Here is a 19,232-nt window from a genome sequence, read left to right as displayed (position 1 = left end):
CCCCCCATGCATTCAACCGAGGGCTCTGCCGTGTACAACTTCCAATATGCCAATCCTACCCGCGTCTGTTTCGGTGAAGGCCAGATCGCCAGCCTGCCCGATCTCATCCCGGCAGGCAGCCGCCTGCTGGTGCTCTACGGCGGTGGCAGCATCAAGCAAAACGGCGTTTATGAGCAGCTGACCCAGGCGTTGGCGGGGAGGGATTGGCAGGAGTTCCCCGGTATCGGCGCCAATCCCCAGTACGATCAGCTGATGGAGGCGGTGGCCTTGGTCAAGCGCGAGCGTATCGACTTCCTGCTGGCGGTCGGTGGCGGATCCGTGGTGGATGGCACCAAGTTCGTGGCCGCCGCAGCCTGCTTCGAGGGGGATGATCCCTGGGAGATATTGCTGCACAAGGCCCCCATCAGGGCGGCGCTGCCCCTGGGCTGCGTGCTGACCCTGCCGGCCACCGGCTCGGAGAGCAATCCCGCCGCCGTGGTGAGCCGGGGGGAGGCCAAGCTCTCCTTCATGAATCCGTTGGTGCAGCCGGTGTTTGCGGTACTGGATCCCACCACCACTTACAGCCTGCCGCCGCGCCAGGTCGGCAATGGGGTGGTGGATGCCTTCGTCCACATCATCGAGCAGTACCTCACCTTCCCGGTAGGGGGCGAGGTGCAGGACAGGCTGGCGGAAGGACTGCTGCAGGTGTTGGTGGACAATGGCCCCAGGGCGCTGCGTGATCCTACCAACTACCAGGTGCGCGCCAACCTGATGTGGGCCGCCAGTCTGGCACTCAACGGTCTCATCGGTCGCGGTGTGCCGCAGGACTGGTCCACCCATGCCATCGGTCACCAGCTCACCGCCCTGCATGGGCTGGATCATGCCCAGAGCCTGGCAGTGGTGCTGCCCTCCCTGCTGCGCGAACAGGCTGCCCAAAAGCAGGATAAGCTGGCCCAGTTCGCCGAGCGGGTGTGGCACTCCAGCCGCGAGGACAAGGCCCTGCGCATCGAGGAGGCGATCATCCGCACCGAGCAGTTCTTCCAGCAGATGGGGGTCGGCACCCGTCTCGCCGATTACGGCCTGAGCGAGAACTGCATCCCTGGCATCTGTTCCAACCTCAAGCGCTTCGGCCTGACGGCGCTCGGGGAGCAGCAGGACATAGATCCGGACAAGGTAGCCAGGATCCTTTCCCACGCCCTTTAAGTCCGGGGTGCCAGCTCCGGGCGACAGAGAAAGCCGGGCAATAATAGTGGCGCGGATCCTCCCCCACGCACTCTGAGCATCTGGCTGACGAGCAGAAAAGAGAACGCCCCGATTGTCGGGGCGTTTTGCATTCCGGGGTGAGGCGCCGGGGAGAGAGGATCAGGCGCCCAGATCCAGCTCGCGCTCCAGTGTCGCCGCCTTCTGGCGGGCCGGATGGGTATTGAGTCGCTGCCAGTAGGCCTGCAGGTGCGGGAACTGGGCCAGCTGGCCGCCCTGGGCCAGCAGATCCACCAGGAAGGAGTTCATGATGTCGGCACCGGAGAGACGATCCCCCACCAGATAGTGGCGGGTCGCCAGCACCTCATTGAGGTAGCCCAGCACCTTGGCACACTCCGCCTTGGCGTAGTCCGGCAGGAAACGCATCGGGTTGCCGTCCTTGCGCACGAACATGTCGAGCAGCAGCGGCAATATGCCTGAGCTCTCGGCAAAGTGGAGCCACTGCAGGTACTCGGGGTACTCCGGGCTATCCTGGGCCGGTGCCAGCTTGTCGGCCGCGTATCGGGCAATCAGGTACTCGGTGATGGCACCCGATTCGGCCAGCACCCGGCCGTCGAACTCGATGACGGGCGACTTACCGAGCGGGTGGATGGCCTTGAGTTCTGGCGGCGCCAGGAAGGTGGTGGCGTCGCGCTGATACGCCTTGATCTGGTAAGGCAGCCCCAGCTCTTCAAGCAGCCAGATGATGCGCTGGGATCGGGACTTGTTCAGGTGGTGCAGGATTATCATTGAAACCTCGATTCGGTGGCAGGAGTCGGTATACGCGTTGGTGCGGCGGCTGGTTCACCGGCAGCTAAAAAAGAGCGGGCTGATGCCCGCTCTTCTGTTTGCTGACTCAGGCTTCCAGCGCCTGATCCAGGTCTGCCAGAATGTCCTCGATCGCTTCGATCCCCACCGACAAGCGGATCATTTCCGGCTTGACCCCGGCCCTGACTTGCTCGGCTTCGCTCAGCTGGCGATGGGTGGTGGAGGCGGGATGGCAGGCCAGCGACTTGGCGTCGCCGATGTTGACCAGCCGCTTGAAGATCTTGAGCGCATCGTAGAAGCGCACCCCCGCCTCGTAGCCGTCTTTCAGGCCAAACGAGAGGATGGCCGATGGGCGACCGGCCATGTACTTCTCCGCCAGCAGGTAGTGCGGGTGACCCGGCAGACCGGCGTAGCTGACCCAGGCCACCTTGGGGTGATGCTTGAGGTGGTGGGCGACCCGCAGGGCGTTGTCCACGTGGCGCTCCATGCGCAGGCTCAGGGTCTCTAGCCCCTGCAGCAGCAGGAAGGCGTTCATGGGGGCCAGCGCCGCACCTGTATTACGCAGCGGCACGGTACGCACCCGCCCGATAAAGGCTGCCGGGCCAAAGGCCTCGGTATAGACCACCCCGTGGTAGGAGGGCTCGGGTTGGGTGAGTTGGGGGAAGCGCTCGGCGTGATCCGCCCAGGGGAATTTGCCCGAATCGACGATAACGCCGCCCAGCGAGTTGCCGTGGCCGCCGACATATTTGGTCAGGCTGTGCACCACGATATCGGCGCCGTGCTCGATAGGCTTGCACAGCACAGGGGTGGCGACCGTGTTGTCGACGATGAGCGGCACGCCGCGGGCGTGGGCCACCTTGGCGAAGGCGGCCAGGTCGACGATGTTGCCTGCCGGGTTGCCAATGCTCTCGCAGTAGACCGCCTTGGTCTTGTCATCGATAAGGGCGGCGATGGCCTCGGCGCTGTCATCCTTGGCGAAGCGCACCTCGACCCCGAAGCTCGGCAGCATGTGGGCGAACAGGGTGTAGGTGCCGCCATAGAGCTGGGGGGTGGAGACGATGTTGTCACCGGCGGCGGTCAGCGCCTGAATGGCGTAGGTGATGGCGGCGGAACCCGCCGAGACCACCAGACCGGCGATGCCCCCTTCCAGCGCGGCCATCCGCTGCTCCAGCACATCGTTGGTGGGGTTCATGATGCGGGTGTAGATGTTGCCTGGCACCGCCAGATTGAACAGATCCGCCCCGTGCTGGGCGCTCTCGAACTCGTAGGCCACCGTCTGGTAGATGGGTACGGCAACGGCCTTGGTGGTGGGGTCGCTGGAAAAGCCGTGGTGCAGGGCCAGGGTCGCATCTTTCATCACACACTCCTTGTTGGATGTTGCTTGTGGCAGTTATAGATGGATAGACGTCCAATCTATCAGGCCCAGCGCCGATGTAAACCACCCAATCCGGCAAAGCAATTGCGGCCGCTGGTGATATGTATCTCCCTTGAGCGACCCGTGCGAGGGATGACACTCAGAGGCGGCGACGATACTCCCGATCGTCTATCTGGTGCATGTCCCACTGCATCAGGCGGTTGAGCTGGCTCATGGGATCCTCGATCAGGGTCAGCGGCCTGGGCAGGATGCGCTTGAAGTAACGACGCAGGGTCTGCTGGATCCGGTTCGGTTTGAGGGGGAGGGGTTGGCTCATGATGGTGCTCCTGTGCTGTGGTTCTCACGTTCGCCAGCAGTATTGAGCTAAAATACGGAAGTAAAAACTGATGACTTACAGCAACAGGATTTCCTCTTTTATGCCGACCGGTCGCCTCTACCAGCAGTTTCAACGACTCGCCCAGCAGCTTGGCTGCGATGAGCGGGAGGCAAGTCTCGCCGAGGTGGCGGATCTGCTCTGCTGCACCCCGCGCAACGCGCGCCTGCTGCTGCGGCGCATGCAGGATCAGGGCTGGCTCAGCTGGTCGGCCGAGGCAGGCAGGGGGCGGCGCTCCCGGTTGGTACTGCTCGACAGCCAGGAGAGCCTGACCCGGCGCCGGCTGCGGGATCTGCTGAGTCAGGGCCAGCTGGCCCAGGCGGTGCGGCTGGCGGAGGGACGGCTGGATCTGCTCACCCCGCTGCTGATCGAACAGCTCGGCCAGGCTACCCGGGAGGGGCGCCAGATCCTGCGTGTGCCTTACTACCGGCCGTTGCCCCAGCTGCTGCCCACCGGCCCGATGCGCCGCTCCGAAATTCACCTGAGCCGGCAGATCTTCAACGGTCTGACCCGGCGAAATGAGGAAAATGGGGAAATCGAGGGGGATCTGGCCCACCACTGGGAGTGTCTGGGCCCCTGTCACTGGCGCTTCTACCTGCGCCCGGCGGTGCGTTTTCACCACGGTCGCGAGCTGGTGGCAGAAGATGTGATGGAGAGCCTGCTGGCCCTGCGGGATCGCCCGCTGTTCGCCCATCTGACGCGGCTGGAGAGCCCCTGGCCGCGCACCCTGGATCTTCATCTCGACAGCCCGGATCCTCTGCTGCCCCAGCTGCTGGCAGAGCCGGTGGCCGCCATCTTGCCGCGCGAGCTCAAGGGGGAGGTGGGCTTTGCCCTGCAGCCGGTAGGAACCGGCCCTTACAAGGTGGTTGCCAACGATCCCCTGCAGCTTTGTCTGGCGGCGTTTGACGACTACTTCGGCCTGCGTGCCCTGCTCGACGAGATCGACATCTGGATGCTGCCTGAGCTGGCGGATCGGCTGGAGAGCCACCTGCAGCTGGGACGCGACAGCCCCGAACTCGGCACCATGCGTGGCGAGTCCGAGCTGGAGTCGGGCTGCTACTTCCTGCTGCAGGACGACAGATCCGGATCCTTGCAGGATCCCGCCCTGCGTCAGTGGCTGGCCCACCTGCTCAACCCCATTGCCCTGATGGCGAGGGTCGCCCCCGAGTTGCAGCGGGGCTGGACCAGCGCGCTGGGCCTCTTGCCCCACTGGCGCGAGGCCTTGCCCGCGCCGTTGCCAAAGCCGGCGCAGTTGCCGACGACACTGGTGCTCGCCTGTTTCAACCAGCATCTGGAGTTCAACGAGTGCGCCGGGGCCATGACCAGTCTGCTAGGGTCGCAGGGAATTGAGCTGGAGGTGCGCACTCTTGATTACGGTCGCTGGGTGAGCGGGGCGGATGAGGACGTGGATCTCTGGCTCGGCACCCTCAACCTGGAACACGAGCACGCCTTCGCCCCCTATGCCTGGCTGCTGGGCACGCCGCTGCTGCGCCAAGTGTGGGCAAGCCAGCGGTCCCTGTGGCAGGGTCTGACGCAGTGGCGCGCCAGCGGCGAGGAGCCGGGCCCGCGCGCCCTGCTGGCCCGAGTGCAGCAACAGGGCTGGTTCGTGCCCCTGTTCCACCACTGGTTGGAGCTGGAGAGCCGGGCCGGCGTACACGGGGTGCGCATGACGGCGCTCGGCTGGTTCGATTTTCGCAGTGCCTGGCTGAGGCCAGAGCTGGCCGGGAGCGAGGCGGGCAAAGCGGGCGGCAGCTCCCGCCCCGAGACAGGGGAGCTTGAGTCCTGACGCGGGCCGCGTTAGCCTGAGCGCGGTCCAACGACAAGGAGTCGATATCCATGCTGGAAATGCAGATCCAACCCCGTTTTCAAGAGACTGATGCCCTCGGCCACATCAACAATACGGTGCCGGCGGTCTGGTTCGAAGCGGCCCGGGATCCCCTGTTTCGCATCTTCTCCCCCGAGCTGGATGTGCACAACTGGCACCTGATCATCGCGGGCTACACGGTGCAGTTCAAACGGGAGCTGTTTTATGGCCAGCAGGTATCGATCAAAACCGGGGTCCGCCGCATCGGCTCCAGCTCCTTCACGCTTTGGCAGGAAGCCTGGCAAGGGGACGAGCTGGCGGTGACCGCCGAAACCACCCTGATCCATTTTGACTACCAGACCCGCCAGTCCATCCCTCTGAGCGATCGCCACCGGGAGGGGCTGCGGGCCTGGTTGATAGAAAGTTAACCTTGGCCTTGCGGCCAATCACAGGACACTTATGCGCAATACCGTGATCGCCTTGAGTCTGGGCTTGGGGCTGGGGCTCTGTTCCCTGCCTTCCATGGCTGCTTCCCTCGCAGAGCAGTTCACCCTGATGGAGCGGGGGGCCGAGAACGCCCTCGACACTCGTCTGTTCAGCCACGATGGCGTCGACATCAAGGCCTGGATCGATGGTTCTCCCGTCATCATAGCCGTGCCCATCATGAACGAGCAGGGCAAGCTCGAAGGAGAGAGTCGTTACTACTTCAAGGGCGGCAAGCTGTTCGGGGTAAAGGAGCCGGCGGCCCAGTTTGCCTTCGATGACAAGGGGACGCTCACCCAGTGGCTGGATGACAAGGGCCAGCCGGCCGAGTTCGTCAGCAAGATGAGCATGCAGCAGCGCGAAGCCTGGCTCACCAAGCGGGCCGCCGAGCTGGCCAAACTGTTTGCCCAGAGCCCGGCCGAGCAGAAGGCGGCCAAGGGGGGCGTCAAGCTGAAGGGGGTGGATCTCGCCCACTGGCTCTGCAATGGCAAGCTGATGGATCTCGCCAGAGGGGACAAGGTGATCTTCGAGCAGGCAAAGCTGAAGATTGCCGAACAGGGTGTAGAGGGGGAAGTGTCCCTGCGCCAGGACAAGGGGTGGCAGGATCTCTGCCTCAAGTGCGAGGTGCAGGGCACGCAAGTGACCCGCCTCACCTGGCAGCCACTGCCCGGGACAAACAAGCCGCAATAAGCGCGGTCAGCATGAAGCAAGGGGGCCGTCGGGGCCCCCTTGCTGTTTATGGTTATTCCCCGAATTGCAGCCGGGTCAGCGCCTCCACCCGCCGCCATTGCTCGGCGGGAAACCAGCGAGCCAGTATCTCCTGCTGCTGCTCGGCCCGATCAAGGGCGGGCAGGGGTTTTAGTTCGGCCAGATAGCCCGCCAGCTGCCGCTCGAACCCTTGCCGGCCCTGCTCCAGCTGATGCAGCCGGTCCGCCGCCTCGGGCCCCAGCTGCTCACGCAGTACGGCGTCGCGCTCGGTCGGGGGCAGCTGGTCCAGGCTCTGCAGATCACCGAGCAGGCGGCTGTTGGCCTCGGCGTCCCGAAACCACTGGGGTTGCTCCACCAACCAGAGTTCGATCTCGCTCGCCAGCAGCGGCTTGTCGGCATCGTCAGCCTCCGCCAGCGCCTTGCGGCGCAGGGTCCACTGCTCCATCAGCCGCTCCTCGGTAAACAGCTGATCCTGTTCGGCCGGGGTGAAGCTCTGCTGGCGCAACTGCTCACGCTCGTCGAACAGTACCTGCAGGCTGGCGAGGCCGGGATCCGCCGGCACCGTCAGGCTGCCCTCCGCCGCCAGAAAGCTCTGGTAGCGAGCCAGCAGCTCGTCCTCCGTGTTCGTCTCTCCCCGTTCCAGACGCTGGGCCAGCTGATGGCGCAGGGCCCCCTGTTCGGGGGCTGCCGTCAGATCTGGCGGTGGGTCGGGCCAGAACAGGACGGCCCCCAGCAGCAAAGCCGCCCCCAGGGGCACGGCGATCAGCAGGGATCTTTTCATAGTCCCAGCCCCTGCAAGCGATTGGCGTGCTGGCGATAGAGGGTTACAGGATCGGTTTCAAACAGGTGGTGGATACCAAACGACTGGTTCACCTCGTCCAGATGGTTCATCCGGTAGCCGGTGCCGATCACCTTGCCGAGGTGGCTGCTGCACACCCCGACCAGACCATCGTTGGGCTCGCTGAAGAAGGTGCCGGTGAGGGCCAGCGCGGGATCCACCGGATCCAGTATGTTGGTCATGTTGCCACGCCCGCTCCAGGAGAAGTAGTAGACACCGTTGGCGGCCTGCAGCGGCCCTTCACCGCAATACTGGGTGGGCAATCCCTCGGGGTAGCGCTGGTTGAAGCGCTGGGCCCCCGAACTGGTCAGGGCATCGAGGGCGGCGAGGGGATCCTGCGGCAGCTGGCTGCCGCCGGAGAGCAATGAGATGACGCCGGACAGCGCCGAGGCGGCGGCCACCGCCAGCTTCTCGGCTACCGAGCCCGGCACCACCCTGGCGCGCACCAGATCGGCGATCTCCGAGCCATAGTTGACCCCTCCCACGCTGGTGGCGGAGGCGACCAGCTCGGGGGCGACCGAGGCGACGTAGCGTATGGTGGGGCCGCCGTGGGAGTGGCCGATGAGGTTGACCTTGTCGGCACCCGTGATGGCGAGTACCTGCTGCACCTGCTTGAGCAGCTGTTCACCGCGTAGCTCCGAGCTCTCGGTGGCGGAGACCTGCGCCACGTAGACCCGGGCACCATCCCGGGTCAGCGCCTGGGGGATCCCGTAGAAGTAATCAACCCCGAGCAACCTGTCGAAGCCGAACAGCCCGTGCACCAGCACTATGGGGTAGCGGGTCTGGGTATAACCTGCCGCCTGGCCCAGCATGGGCAGGGCACACAGCAGCACCAATAGCCATCTTTTCATCTTGTCCATCCTTGTGAATAAGGTTGCCGCAGCGACAACCACCGGCCTCATGCCAGTACCGACCAGCATGACGGAGCGGGATGTTTGCATCTGTGCAAATGATCACCAAACAGACAGATTCAAAAAAGCCCTACCCATATGGGCAGGGCTGTTGGCGGTGCCGGCACAAGTATCCCTTGTGTTCGGCACTCACATAAGTTAAATAATAATTATTATCATTTGAGTGGTGGGGATCATGACGGGAACCTGGGTGAAGGGGTGGGTCGGTTCGAGCGACGCGGAGAGCAGCATGGTGCACTGGAAAGTGCAGACCCTGAGTGGCAATCGTCACTTCGATGCCGGCGAGCACGCCAAGGCGCTCTCCTATTACCAGCAGGCATTGTGGCTGGCGCGCCAGCAATTCGCCTGCTGGCACGATGCGGACGAGGCGGTGGCCGCGCTGGTGGTGGCTCACCACAATCTGGCGGATCTGCTGGTTGCCATGGCGCTGCCGGAGCGTGCCGCCGATCTGCTGTGCCATATCCACGACTGCCTGCTTGCCACCAGCCAGTCCCCCGCCAGCCCTGTCCCCTTGCGGGATGCCGCCCTGCGCCACAGCCGCAGCACCCGCACCGAGCTGCTCGCCTTCGTGCGCAAACACGGTACACAGGATGCCATTCAGCGCTGTCTCGGCCAGTGTCTGTGTCAGACCGAGCCCGCCCATCAACTGCATTAATCACAATCAAAAGAGGTGATCATGAGCCATACCCTGCCAGCCCTTGCCTACGGCTACGATGCGCTGGAACCCCACATAGACGGGCTGACCATGGAGATCCATCACAGCCGTCACCATCAGACCTACATCACCAACCTCAACGCTGCCCTGGCCGAGCTCCCCGAGCTGGCGGCCCTGCCGGTGGACGCGCTGCTTGCACGCTTCGACAACCTGCCGGCCAACGTGCAGGGGGCGGTACGAAACCACGGCGGCGGTCACGCCAACCACAGCCTGTTCTGGCAGGTGATGAGCCCGCAAGGCGGCGGTGAACCGGCCGGCGAGCTGGCCGAGGCGATCAATCGGGAGCTGGGTGGACTGGATGCCTTCAGGCAGGCCTTTACCCAGGCGGCGCTGAGCCGGTTTGGCAGCGGCTGGGCCTGGCTGGTGGTGGACAAGGAGGGAAGATTGCGGGTGGAGAGCAGCACCAACCAGGACAGCCCCCTGATGCAGGGCCATGTGCCCATCCTGGGGCTGGACGTGTGGGAACACGCCTATTACCTCAAGTACCAGAACAAGCGGCCCGACTACATCGCCGCCTTCTATCAGGTGATCGACTGGGACGAGGTGGCACGGCGTTATGCCGCGGCGCTGGCCTGATCGCCGGCAGATAACCAGCCCAATGAAAGAGACCCGCCTGTTGGCGGGTCTCTTTCATTGAGGGGTCAGCGCGCTGCCGGTTGGCGTCGCCGCACTGGCAGCAGCCGGTTTGTCCGGAGCGGTGGCCTCGCTCGGCACGGCTGCGCTGGTGGCAGGGACGTTGCTGGTTGGCATCGCTGCACTGGTGGCGGCCGGTTTATCCGGAGCGGTGGTCTCGCTCGGCACGGCTGCGCTGGTGGCCGGAGCACTGCTGGTTGCTGCCGCCGCACTGGTGGCGGTTGCTGCGCTCACGGCCACAGCCGGTTTGGCCTTCGGCTTATGGGGGGGCGGCGCAATGGGCAGGCAGGGCTGGCTTGCCCCTATGGTGCTTAGCGCCTGACAAGGGGTGGGACCACCGATGACGATGGGTTCGCCGAGGAACTTGGGCCCCTTGTCCAGCACATAGAGGTCGAGCAGCCCCATCAGGCGGGCGAACACCTCGCGCACCCGGGTCTTGATGCCCTGATAGGCGCTGGGATCCTTGGCGTTGAAGCCGACGGCCTCGATGCCGAAGTGGCGGGCGATGAAGATGGCGCGCTCGTTGTGAAAGGCCTGCGACACCACGGTGAAGTGGGCCTGACCGAACACCTCCTTGGCGCGCACTATGGAGTCCAGGGTGCGAAAGCCGGCGTAGTCGCTGTAGATGGCGTTGGCCGGGATGCCTGCCTGGATCAGGGCCCGTCGCATTTGGCGCGGCTCGTTGTATTGCACGGTGGCGTTGTCACCGGACACCAGGATGTAGTCCACCTTGCCGTTGTTGTAGAGCTCGGCGGCGGCCTTGATCCGGTACTTGAAGTAGTGGTTCGGACTGCCCCCGATCAGGTACTTGGAGGTGCCGAGCACTAACGCGACCCGGTTGTAGGGTACCGCGTCGACGTCGTCATAGGTGTAATGACGGGCGTCTGAGACGGTCCACTCGCTGTAGCCCAGCAGCGTGGCGGCAGATGCCAGCAACAGGCAAAAGCAGGCGAGGAGGATCTTGGCAAACTTCTTCATGCGCGGTGCGGTTCGGGTCTGAAGTAAGAGGTGACAGGGGGTCATTCTATTACAAGTTGCCGCTGCGCGTCAGGCTTGATAGCGGCCAATGGCGTCACTCGGGCAGAGGCTGTCGTATCCTGTGGTTGGCTAACTGTTTGATCCTGTGTCGGTTTAAATAGTCCATGAGAAAGGGCGGCCATGGCCGCCCCTTGTCATCATGCCTCATCCTCAGTGGGAGGAGTCGTTGCTCTTGCACTCGTCGGAGTCCTTGTTGGCCTCCCACCAGGGCAACAGATCGCGGCTCAGCCACTCCTGATAGGCGGCGCTGTCATTGGCGATCAATTGATCCAGTTCGGCTTCGAAGGCGCTCATCGCCTGCTGCTGGCTCGGGTTGCGCAGGGCCTGGGCCATGGCCAGCCAGCTGGCGCCGCGACCTGTCTCGTTCAGGAAGCGATGCACCGTATAGGACCAGGAGTAGACCATCTCGCCCCCCTTGTCGTAATCCAGATGCAGTATGTCGGCCAGGCTCGGTCGATCGGCCGCCGGACGACCCGATACGTTGTCCATGCCGCGGGCGAAACACTGACCGTGGGCGATGAACTCCGCCAGCCCTTCCGACCACCAGGTGGTGCGGTTGAGCGGGTAGTGGCCGAAGCTGCCGTACTGGTTGAAACGGCCATCCAGGTAGTGCACGTACTCGTGGCGCAGGTTCCACACCTGGAAGGCGGGGCGTTTCCACTCCGCCTCATAGGCGAAGAAGCGGGCCTGGTTGCCGGGACGAGCCGGATCCCCTTCAAGGTAGATACCGCCGTTGTCGGTGGAGACACCACCAAACAGGGCGCTGCCGTAGCGTGCCCAGTCGGCGGAGGAGTTGAAGATCACCAGCTCCAGAGCCTCGTTGTTGTCATCACTCACCGGCTGCCAGCCTGTTTCCATCTGCTGATGGAACTGCTGCTCCTCGGCGCCCAGCTCGCGGCAGATGCCGTCGGCCTGATCCTGGCTCAGATCCTGGGCCCGCAGGCGCAGGGTCGGCGAGCAGGTGTGCTCGAACGGCAATACGTCCTCCATCCGGATCGGGGTGCAGAGACCGGCAAAGTCACCGCTGATGCAGGCTTCGCTGGTGCGGTCCGTGTAGGTCAGATAGTAGGTGGAGAGGGTCAGCGAGACATCTTCCAGCAAGGCGGCAGGATGTTGACCTCCTGGCACCAGTCCGTGTTGTCTCATGATGGCGATGACATCCTGATCCAGCAACTGGCGATAGGCAGCCGCCTCGTCCGGGCTGTGATAGCGTTTCAGCTGATATAGGCGACTCTGGGCATCGAGGATGTTGTTGAAGATAAACAGGTCCCGATTGCCGTCATGCTGTTTCCACAGCGCCAGTTCGCTCATGCCGAGTTGGCGCAGATGCTGGCGCAGTGTTGCCTCCTGTTGCAACAGTGCCGAGGAAAAATCGGCCAGCTGACCATAGGATGCGCTTTGATCGACGAGATTGAGCAATTCGAACAGGCCATCAGCCCAGGGCTTGTGGCCATTTAGCTCGCTGGCATGCTGGACCGCATAGCCGAATGCCTGGCTGATCTGCGGCAGCATGGGCGCGGCACTCTGCCGGAAGGCGGTTTGGCCCAGTTGGCCCTGTGCAGCCACACTCCAGGCTTCCAGCACAGTGCCGGCTTGATCCTGGGGTTCGCTGCTCAGCAGTAGCGGGTGGTTGAGCAGATCTATCATTGCCTCGGCCAGTGCGCGGGCGGCCGGATCACTCTCTTGGCGGATACCACCGTGGTAGTTGTGTGCACGGACGTAGTAGAGCAGCTTGTCCATGGCCGGATGGGTCGGCTGGTTGGCGGCAAGCAGGGAACGGATCCCGCGTACGACGGCCATCAACTTGGCATCGTCGTGACCATAGTTGGCCTGCCATGCCGGGCTGTTCTGGCCGCTGACATCCGCAACCAGTTTTGCCGCATCGGCATCCAGCAGTTCGGTGTCAGGCAGATCCGGTGCCGAGCAGGCGCGGCCATCGGCGCGGCGGCAGTCGAGCTGCTCCTCCTTGCTGGCCAGCACTATGGGGCGATTGAGCACCCGACTCTCTTGCCACTCGTCGGTCTCCGGCAGGGTCTGCCATTCGCTGCCACCGACCGGGTATTGATAGCCGGTGTCTTTCAGTACCACCTGTACCTCGCTGCCGGCGGGCAGGGTCTGGCGGCAAATCCGATAGCTGATGGTCTTGTCCCCCTCCTGGCGGATTTGGGGCTCGTCGCACTCTTGCTGGGTCTTGGCCTCGTCCAGTTGCCAGCTGTATTGACGCCAGACATGGATCTCGCTCACCTGGCTGGCAGCCTGACTGCCCGCCATGGGCTGCAGGCGGAAGAAGATATGCTCGAGGCGGCCGTCCCGCTCGTTGGGGGTCTCTTCCAGCACGCTCAGTTGTTGCCAGTTTTGCGGTTGATATTGCCAAACCGGCTCGGCGCAGCGGCCCTGTGCATTGAGCTCGCAGCGATCCAGCTCCTGCTCGTTGTGACTCAGGATGATGCGTTCGGCCAGCGGCAGGCGGTCCTGACGCGGGGCGGTCGGGGTGCCCGTCAGCGGTTCCCAGCGACCCTGTTTCAGACCGTAGCCAAAGTCATAGCTGCTGGCCGGGATGGCCTTGCCTACCGGCACCACCTGCTCGCAGCTGAGGTAACGGATCTGCCAGCCCTGCTCGATCCTGAGTTGCGGCTCGCCGCATTGCTGTTCTGCCAGCACGGTCAGATTGGCCTCGCTCCAGTCGAAACGGCGATAGACACGCAGTTGCTGATAGGGGGCATCGCCATTGCGTGCGCTGAGCTCATAGGTCACTTCGGTGACGCGATCAGCCAGCTGACGGCTCGACTCGCCGTTCAACCGGTATTGTTGCCAGTCTGTGGGGGTGTAATTGGCCAGCGCCGAAGTGGCAAGCATGCCCGGCACTGCCAAGAGCAGTAACCTGGTACCCAGATAGTTCATTTTTATCCCTTTGGTTTTATGTCTGCGTGGTTGTCGCGGGCAATGTACTAAGTTCCAAAGGGGTATCAACTCACCAGTCAGGCCATATAAATCATTTATTTAGCTTGGATGATAACAAAGTCAGCCTCATTGGGGGCTGCAGTGATAGCAAGGACTCATCCACCATTTGGGGGGGATATAAGCCTGGGTACATGAGTTTGATGGGTTTTTCACTTGAAGATTTATCCGTGCGTCGGAACTGCGGATGTGAGACACAGGTAGCAAGGAGAGGGCCAGCTGCGATACGGGCCGAAGATAGTAGAGGGATTGGGCCCTGTCACAGGGGGAATGATGGAGCCAAAAGCCAACGAGAAAGGGTGAGACTGGCAAGCACCCATCCGCCAAACAGGGGATCAGGTGCTTGGATTGCCCACCTCTCGTCTCTGGCTATTTGTCTGCTTGTTGCCGATATAGGGCGCAAGCCCCGTGGTTGCAGGCAACTCCGGGCGTGAGCGCAATCTGGATCGTGCTAGAGGTAGCTCACCGTCACGATAGCCGTGTTGCTGCTGCTCTCCGACAGCCTGTAACTCAAGGTGCTGCTGATGGCGTTGAGACTGCCAGCTTGCTGCAGGCTGGCCAAATCCATGATCTGGTGTTGAGTGCCGGAATAACAGGTCACGCTATGGTCAGAAAAATCACACGGTGATTCGTAGATGGTCCCGATAAAGGCCACGCTGCCATCTTGAGCTGATGCTGTCGCGGGCAGTAGCGCTACGCCAAGCAGCACAGCGGTGGCGGCAGAAGAAGCAAAGCGGATGGTACTGTGGTGGAGAAAGCCAGCGGGAGTATTGGAAGTGTTCATGTTTATGTCCTTTTCGTTACAGGTCGTTGTACGAAAAGGGCAACGCAATCAAAGAGAATGGCATACAGGTTATGACATCACTCTTCTCAGATGGCAGCTTCGCTGTCTTAGGTATTTAAACCCTTAGACCGGTGGCTTTGCGTCCCGACCTTTCGACCGGTTTGCCCTTTACTCTATGTTTAGATGATAACCTCCTGCATCGAGAAATCAATCGACAAAAAATTTGAGATATAGCTTACAAATAGCAGCAGTCATTCGTATTCGTATCGAGATACAGTCACGATGTTCTCTTTTAGTTTATTATTAATGATGTGGAATAAATCTTTGGATGGTGAAAATATGGTCAGCGTGGAGGTGCATTTCACATTAATAGATTTGTTATTTTCCCAGCGCATGGAATGGCTACACATTTTACTCATATATGTCATCCGTTATCTATAGACTCCATACGAGCTATAGGAACGGTAGCTGATGGGGAAATGATATCTCCTTCATATCTGATGGTGATTTATTGAAATTCACTCAGGTTGTGTTGGCTAGTGTTGTCATATAAGTGATATATATATTCAATAGTTGGCTACTATTGTTTGTTAATGTTTTTATTTGCGGTAAGTTATTGATTTTAGTGTGTTTATTTTGCAATCTTTAAAAATCAAAATGTATTTGATGTGCATCGTATATATCGCTAATTTATCGAAAAGCAAAAGCTGAACCAAGCTTTCTGTGCACATGAATATGTAGGCATGTCAATGAGCACAGATGCAGGAGATAGGGGGTAGCGGGAACTATCCCTTGGCAACTTTTGCTTTTAACATGCACAGATAAATCTATCTGTGGTCATTTCTCATCGAGTTGTTGGTGAGAGGTCGGCTTACTGGTAGTTGCTGTGTGATAATATTGCGGCATCATCGAAAACCATGACTCCAGCTTGGTTTAGATGATGCCGCATAACAACACGCGTTAATGTAGGTATACACAAATGAAAGTTAATAAAGTTCTGGTTGCCATGGGTGTTGGTTCTGTAATGCTGTGCGGCTCTGCTCTTGCTGCCGGCGGCGCTGGTTCAGGCAAAGTTACTTTTAATGGCGAGATCATCAATGCGCCTTGCTCCGTAGCCTCTGAGTCTGCTGATCAAGTCGTTGAAATGGGCCAGATCAGCACCAAAGAGCTGGTTAACGGTGGGGAGTCCAACTCCAAGCCGTTTAGCATCAAGCTGCTGAACTGCGAAATTACCCCTGAGGAAGATGCCGTCAAAGTGACCTTCAGTGGTTCCAAGGATCCTGTTGACCAGAGCCTGTTGGTTATCGGTGGTGGTCAAGCTGCTGGTGCCGGCATCAAGATGACTGCTCCGGGTGGCGATGCGATTGTATTGGGCGAACCTACAACTGCCTTCAATCTGGTAAATGGCGACAACGAACTGCCCTTCAGTGCCGTGTTGAAAGGCTATGCCGACCAGACTACTAACCCGCTGATTGCCGGTGCTTTCACTGCGGTTACCAACTTTACTCTCTCCTACGAGTAATCGTCTGCCTTAACGTGTGACAAGGGTTGTGGTGGTGAAAACCACTACAACCTCACACATCTTTTTCCTCTCACCGGACCTTGATCATGAAGATGTCAATGATGGTGCCAGTGGTGCTGCAGGTTGTGATGATGGCAAGCCCTGCTAATGCGAATGAACTGACGGATGGTTTGGCTGAATCAGCTTGCACACTCGGTGATCTGGATGAACTGCACAGCATTCCCTGGCAACAGCAACGCCATGGCACACTAAAAATCAGTGGCTGTCAGATTAAAGGACCAGTGAGTGAGTCACTGTCTCATATATCCATGTCCGTGCATGGTGCCATGACCGATGATTTGGGAATCATCAACAATGGACAATATTATAAGGTGTCAGGTGAGCGTTTTATTATTTCGAATGTTGTCAATGACGATATGGAACTTCATATCAGTCTGAAGAGTAGCAAGCCATTTTATTCAGACAATATGGCCTTGTTTGAACTTAGTTATATGTAGGCAAACAGCTTGCTTAGTGTAGACACCTCATTGTGTGAGACCGTTATGATATCCCTAGAGTCAAAATATGAGCGTTGCAACATCAAACTCTGTTAGAAAACATGTTTTTAAAAAAGCGTTTATGCTATGCATGCCTTGTTTACTGGTAATGAAAAATAATGCATGGGCAGAAACGGAGTTTAATATTGATGCGCTTGATCTGGATGAGCGGACCAAGATAGATCTTTCTCAGTTCGCGGACAAAGGCTATATCCTGCCTGGCGATTACTATCTTGAAATTGAGGTTAACAAAAATAAATTGCCACTCCAGAAAATCCCGTTTTATGAGCTGGAAGATGGCAAGGGAAAAGGTGGCGTTGCCTGCTTGCCTCCGGATCTCGTCCCCAAAATGGCACTGACTGATGAAGCCATTGCCAAAATCGATACCTGGCATCAGGGCCAGTGTGCCAATGTGCAGGCTCTGGATGGGGTCGTGGTCTCGAATGATATCGGCAATGGTCTGCTCAGGATTGCGGTGCCTCAAGCGTGGATGAAATACAGTGACCCCAACTGGATTCCGCCCGAGCAGTGGGATGAAGGTATCACTGGTCTGATGCTGGATTACAACATCAATGCCCAGATCAACGAAGGGAGTGACTATTCCAATCGCAATATCAGCAGCTACGGTACGCTTGGGGCTAACTATGGTGCTTGGCGCCTGCGCGGCGATTATCAGGCAAGTTCTTATTGGGGTGATGATGAGCGGAAGTCAGCTGAGCTGAATCGAATTTATGCGTATCGCCCGCTCTCGAGCATGGCTGCCAAATTGACAGTTGGCGAGCAACAGCTCAATTCGCAGCTGATCGATGGATTTAGCTATACCGGCATCAACCTGGCCAATGATGAACGCATGTTGCCACCCAGCTTGCAAGGATATGCACCCGAGGTGAGCGGCATTGCCAAAACCAATGCCAAGGTGATTATCTCCCAGTCTGGCCGCATCATTTATGAGACCAATGTGCCCGCCGGCCCATTTCGTATCCAGGGGTTGGACAGTTCGGTGCGTGGTCGGCTCGATGTGCGGGTTGAGGAGCAGGATGGAAGTGTCAGCTCTTTCCAGGTGGATACAGCAACCGTACCTTATCTGACTCGTCCCGGTTATGTCAGGTATAACCTCTCTGTCGGGGCACCCACCGAGCTGGGGAGTTCGGCTCATGATGTCAATGGGCCGGGTTTCGTGACGGGTGATTTTTCATGGGGCGTTGCCAACTCCTGGTCTCTGTATGGTGGCAGTCTGATTGCTGGTGAATATAACTCCATGGGGCTGGGGATTGGCCGTGACCTTTATGCATTCGGTGCTATTTCGGCCGATCTGACTCAATCCATTTCAAAATTACCGGGCTTGTCCACCAAGATTGGCCAATCATTCCGTTTAAATTATGCCAAGCAATTCGATGAATATAATAGCGCCATTACTTTTGCTGGTTATCGTTTCTCCCAGCAAGACTTCATGACCATGTCGCAGTTCCTGAATAACAAGGACCGGCTGGAGCATAATGAATCAACCATCAGTGAAGATTACAATACCTGGGGAGACAAAGAGCTATATACCATTACTGCCAACAAGACATTCTGGGCTGATGATGCTGCCAAGGCATTGACTATTTATCTGGATTACACCCGTAGAACCTATTGGGATCATGAGGCAGAAGATCGTTATGGTCTGTCAATTAACAAGAATGTAAATATTGGCACATTCAAGGACGTCTCACTCTATTTGTCGGCCTACAAGACCAAAACCGAGCAGTATGAAGATGACAAGAGCGTCATGCTGACCGTCAGTATGCCCATTGGGGACAGGAAGAGCGTGGGATACAGCGTGCAGTCTTCCAACGGCAAGGTTACCCACCTGGCGACCTATCAGGATTACAGCCGGCCTGATGACACCTATCAGCTGGGGGTGGGGGTGCAAAGCAACGGTAATGCCGTTGCTCGCGGCTACTACAACCACAACAGTGATATAGGCGCTGTCAGCCTCAATGCCTACAGCGTACAGAGCGAGTACACCTCGCTCGGGGCAAGCATGCGAGGTGGGCTGACGGCGACGGAGTATGGGGCTGCCTTGCACCAGGCCACCCGACGGGGGGGGACTCGCATGATGGTGGATACCGACAAGGTGCCTGGCGTCTCTTTCAACAATGGTCGTGCGGTGACCAACCGGTTTGGGGTCGCCGTGATCAGTGACATGACCGACTATCGCAAGAGCGATACCAGAATAGACGTGGATCAGCTGAGCGATGATATAGATGCCATGAATGCGATCAAGCAGGGCACCCTGACCGAAGGTGCGATTGGGTATAACGCATTTGAAATTGCTCAAGGTTTCAAGCTGTTGGCGAGTGTCAGATTGCCTGATGGTGCCAACCCTCCTTTTGGGGCAACCGTCGTCAAAAACTCCGGGCGAGTTCTTTCCGTGGTGGATGAGGATGGCCTTATCTACCTGACAGGGGTCAAACCAAATGAATCGTTTGATGTGTCCTGGGGCGGCAGTCGTCAGTGCAAGATAGTGGCACCGCCCAAAGTAACCGATCTGTCGATGAAGACTCTCACTTGCAAGTAATGGGATAC

General features: G+C 59.5%; 17 protein-coding genes and 1 riboswitch. Of the genes, 9 read left to right on the top strand and 8 right to left on the bottom strand.

The genetic code is table 11. The features are described from left to right. Nucleotides 1-6: 6 nt before the first annotated feature. Entirely contained in the window at nt 7-1,182 is a 1,176-nt protein-coding gene (locus ACW5XD_RS05440; RefSeq protein WP_456493981.1) for an iron-containing alcohol dehydrogenase, read from the top strand. A gap of 159 nt (nt 1,183-1,341) precedes the next feature. Here the strand turns inward: ACW5XD_RS05440 and ACW5XD_RS05435 are convergent, their stop codons facing one another. From ACW5XD_RS05435 to ACW5XD_RS05425, 3 genes are all read right to left on the bottom strand, one after another. Continuing rightward, a complete protein-coding gene (locus ACW5XD_RS05435) occupies nt 1,342-1,968 on the bottom strand; it encodes a glutathione S-transferase family protein (protein ID WP_456493980.1) in 627 nt (208 codons plus the stop codon). A 106-nt stretch (nt 1,969-2,074) separates the two neighbouring features. Beyond that, on the bottom strand, nt 2,075-3,343 hold the full coding sequence (locus ACW5XD_RS05430; protein ID WP_456493979.1) for an O-acetylhomoserine aminocarboxypropyltransferase/cysteine synthase family protein: 1,269 nt from the start codon (nt 3,341-3,343) through the stop codon (nt 2,075-2,077). A 157-nt stretch (nt 3,344-3,500) separates the two neighbouring features. Further along, the gene (locus ACW5XD_RS05425; RefSeq protein WP_456493978.1) at nt 3,501-3,677 is read right to left on the bottom strand and encodes a hypothetical protein; all 177 of its coding nucleotides are present in this window, start codon (nt 3,675-3,677) and stop codon (nt 3,501-3,503) included. 100 nt (nt 3,678-3,777) lie between these two features. Between ACW5XD_RS05425 and sgrR the strand changes: the two genes are divergently transcribed. From sgrR to ACW5XD_RS05410, 3 genes are read left to right on the top strand one after another with little or no spacing between them, the layout of a single operon-like run. After that, entirely contained in the window at nt 3,778-5,520 is a 1,743-nt protein-coding gene (gene sgrR, locus ACW5XD_RS05420; protein WP_456493977.1) for an HTH-type transcriptional regulator SgrR, read from the top strand. A gap of 50 nt (nt 5,521-5,570) precedes the next feature. Continuing rightward, nucleotides 5,571-5,966 (top strand): acyl-CoA thioesterase, encoded by a 396-nt coding sequence (locus tag ACW5XD_RS05415; protein WP_456493976.1) that lies wholly within the window; start codon nt 5,571-5,573, stop codon nt 5,964-5,966. Between the two features lie 31 nt (nt 5,967-5,997). Continuing rightward, entirely contained in the window at nt 5,998-6,711 is a 714-nt protein-coding gene (locus ACW5XD_RS05410) for a hypothetical protein (protein WP_456493975.1), read from the top strand. Nucleotides 6,712-6,763: 52 nt separating this feature from the next. On the opposite strand, the gene ACW5XD_RS05405 is transcribed toward ACW5XD_RS05410, so the two are convergent. Beyond that, the gene (locus ACW5XD_RS05405) at nt 6,764-7,510 is read right to left on the bottom strand and encodes a lipase secretion chaperone (protein WP_456493974.1); all 747 of its coding nucleotides are present in this window, start codon (nt 7,508-7,510) and stop codon (nt 6,764-6,766) included. Continuing rightward, nucleotides 7,507-8,418 carry a lipase family alpha/beta hydrolase gene (locus ACW5XD_RS05400; protein WP_456493973.1) on the bottom strand — a complete coding sequence of 304 codons (912 nt, stop codon included), beginning with the start codon at nt 8,416-8,418 and terminating at the stop codon, nt 7,507-7,509. The genes ACW5XD_RS05405 and ACW5XD_RS05400 overlap by 4 nt, the downstream gene beginning before the upstream one ends. Before the next feature lie 289 nt (nt 8,419-8,707). Here ACW5XD_RS05400 and ACW5XD_RS05395 point away from each other — a divergent pair, with 289 nt between their 5' ends. Both ACW5XD_RS05395 and ACW5XD_RS05390 read left to right on the top strand, forming a co-directional pair. Further along, nucleotides 8,708-9,133 (top strand): hypothetical protein, encoded by a 426-nt coding sequence (locus ACW5XD_RS05395; protein WP_456494070.1) that lies wholly within the window; start codon nt 8,708-8,710, stop codon nt 9,131-9,133. A gap of 21 nt (nt 9,134-9,154) precedes the next feature. Then, complete coding sequence (locus ACW5XD_RS05390; RefSeq protein ID WP_456493972.1) at nt 9,155-9,769, top strand: superoxide dismutase; 615 nt, start codon at nt 9,155-9,157, stop codon at nt 9,767-9,769. A 54-nt stretch (nt 9,770-9,823) separates the two neighbouring features. Here the strand turns inward: ACW5XD_RS05390 and ACW5XD_RS05385 are convergent, their stop codons facing one another. From ACW5XD_RS05385 to ACW5XD_RS05375, 3 genes are all read right to left on the bottom strand, one after another. Next, a complete protein-coding gene (locus ACW5XD_RS05385; protein WP_456493971.1) occupies nt 9,824-10,804 on the bottom strand; it encodes a SanA/YdcF family protein in 981 nt (326 codons plus the stop codon). Between the two features lie 210 nt (nt 10,805-11,014). Continuing rightward, nucleotides 11,015-13,765, bottom strand: a complete 2,751-nt coding sequence (locus tag ACW5XD_RS05380; protein ID WP_456493970.1) for a collagenase — start codon at nt 13,763-13,765, stop codon at nt 11,015-11,017. Between the two features lie 508 nt (nt 13,766-14,273). After that, nucleotides 14,274-14,654, bottom strand: coding sequence for a fimbrial protein (locus tag ACW5XD_RS05375; RefSeq protein ID WP_456493969.1), 381 nt, complete (start codon nt 14,652-14,654; stop codon nt 14,274-14,276). Nucleotides 14,655-14,695: 41 nt separating this feature from the next. Beyond that, a riboswitch (cyclic di-GMP riboswitch) is annotated at nt 14,696-14,782 on the bottom strand. 803 nt (nt 14,783-15,585) lie between these two features. On the opposite strand from ACW5XD_RS05375, the gene ACW5XD_RS05370 reads away from it, so the two are divergent. The 3 genes from ACW5XD_RS05370 to ACW5XD_RS05360 all read left to right on the top strand — a co-directional run bounded on the left by ACW5XD_RS05370 (nt 15,586) and on the right by ACW5XD_RS05360 (nt 19,224). Next, nucleotides 15,586-16,128, top strand: coding sequence for a fimbrial protein (locus ACW5XD_RS05370; protein WP_456493968.1), 543 nt, complete (start codon nt 15,586-15,588; stop codon nt 16,126-16,128). Nucleotides 16,129-16,226: 98 nt separating this feature from the next. Next, nucleotides 16,227-16,625 carry a hypothetical protein gene (locus ACW5XD_RS05365; protein ID WP_456494069.1) on the top strand — a complete coding sequence of 133 codons (399 nt, stop codon included), beginning with the start codon at nt 16,227-16,229 and terminating at the stop codon, nt 16,623-16,625. Between the two features lie 67 nt (nt 16,626-16,692). Next, nucleotides 16,693-19,224, top strand: coding sequence for a fimbria/pilus outer membrane usher protein (locus tag ACW5XD_RS05360; RefSeq protein WP_456493967.1), 2,532 nt, complete (start codon nt 16,693-16,695; stop codon nt 19,222-19,224). The last annotated feature ends 8 nt before the right edge of the window (nt 19,225-19,232 follow it).

The sequence above is a fragment of the Aeromonas enterica genome (assembly GCF_054052465.1).
The sequence above is the reverse complement of the archived record's forward strand: the minus strand, read 5'-3'. Positions and strand labels throughout refer to the sequence as shown.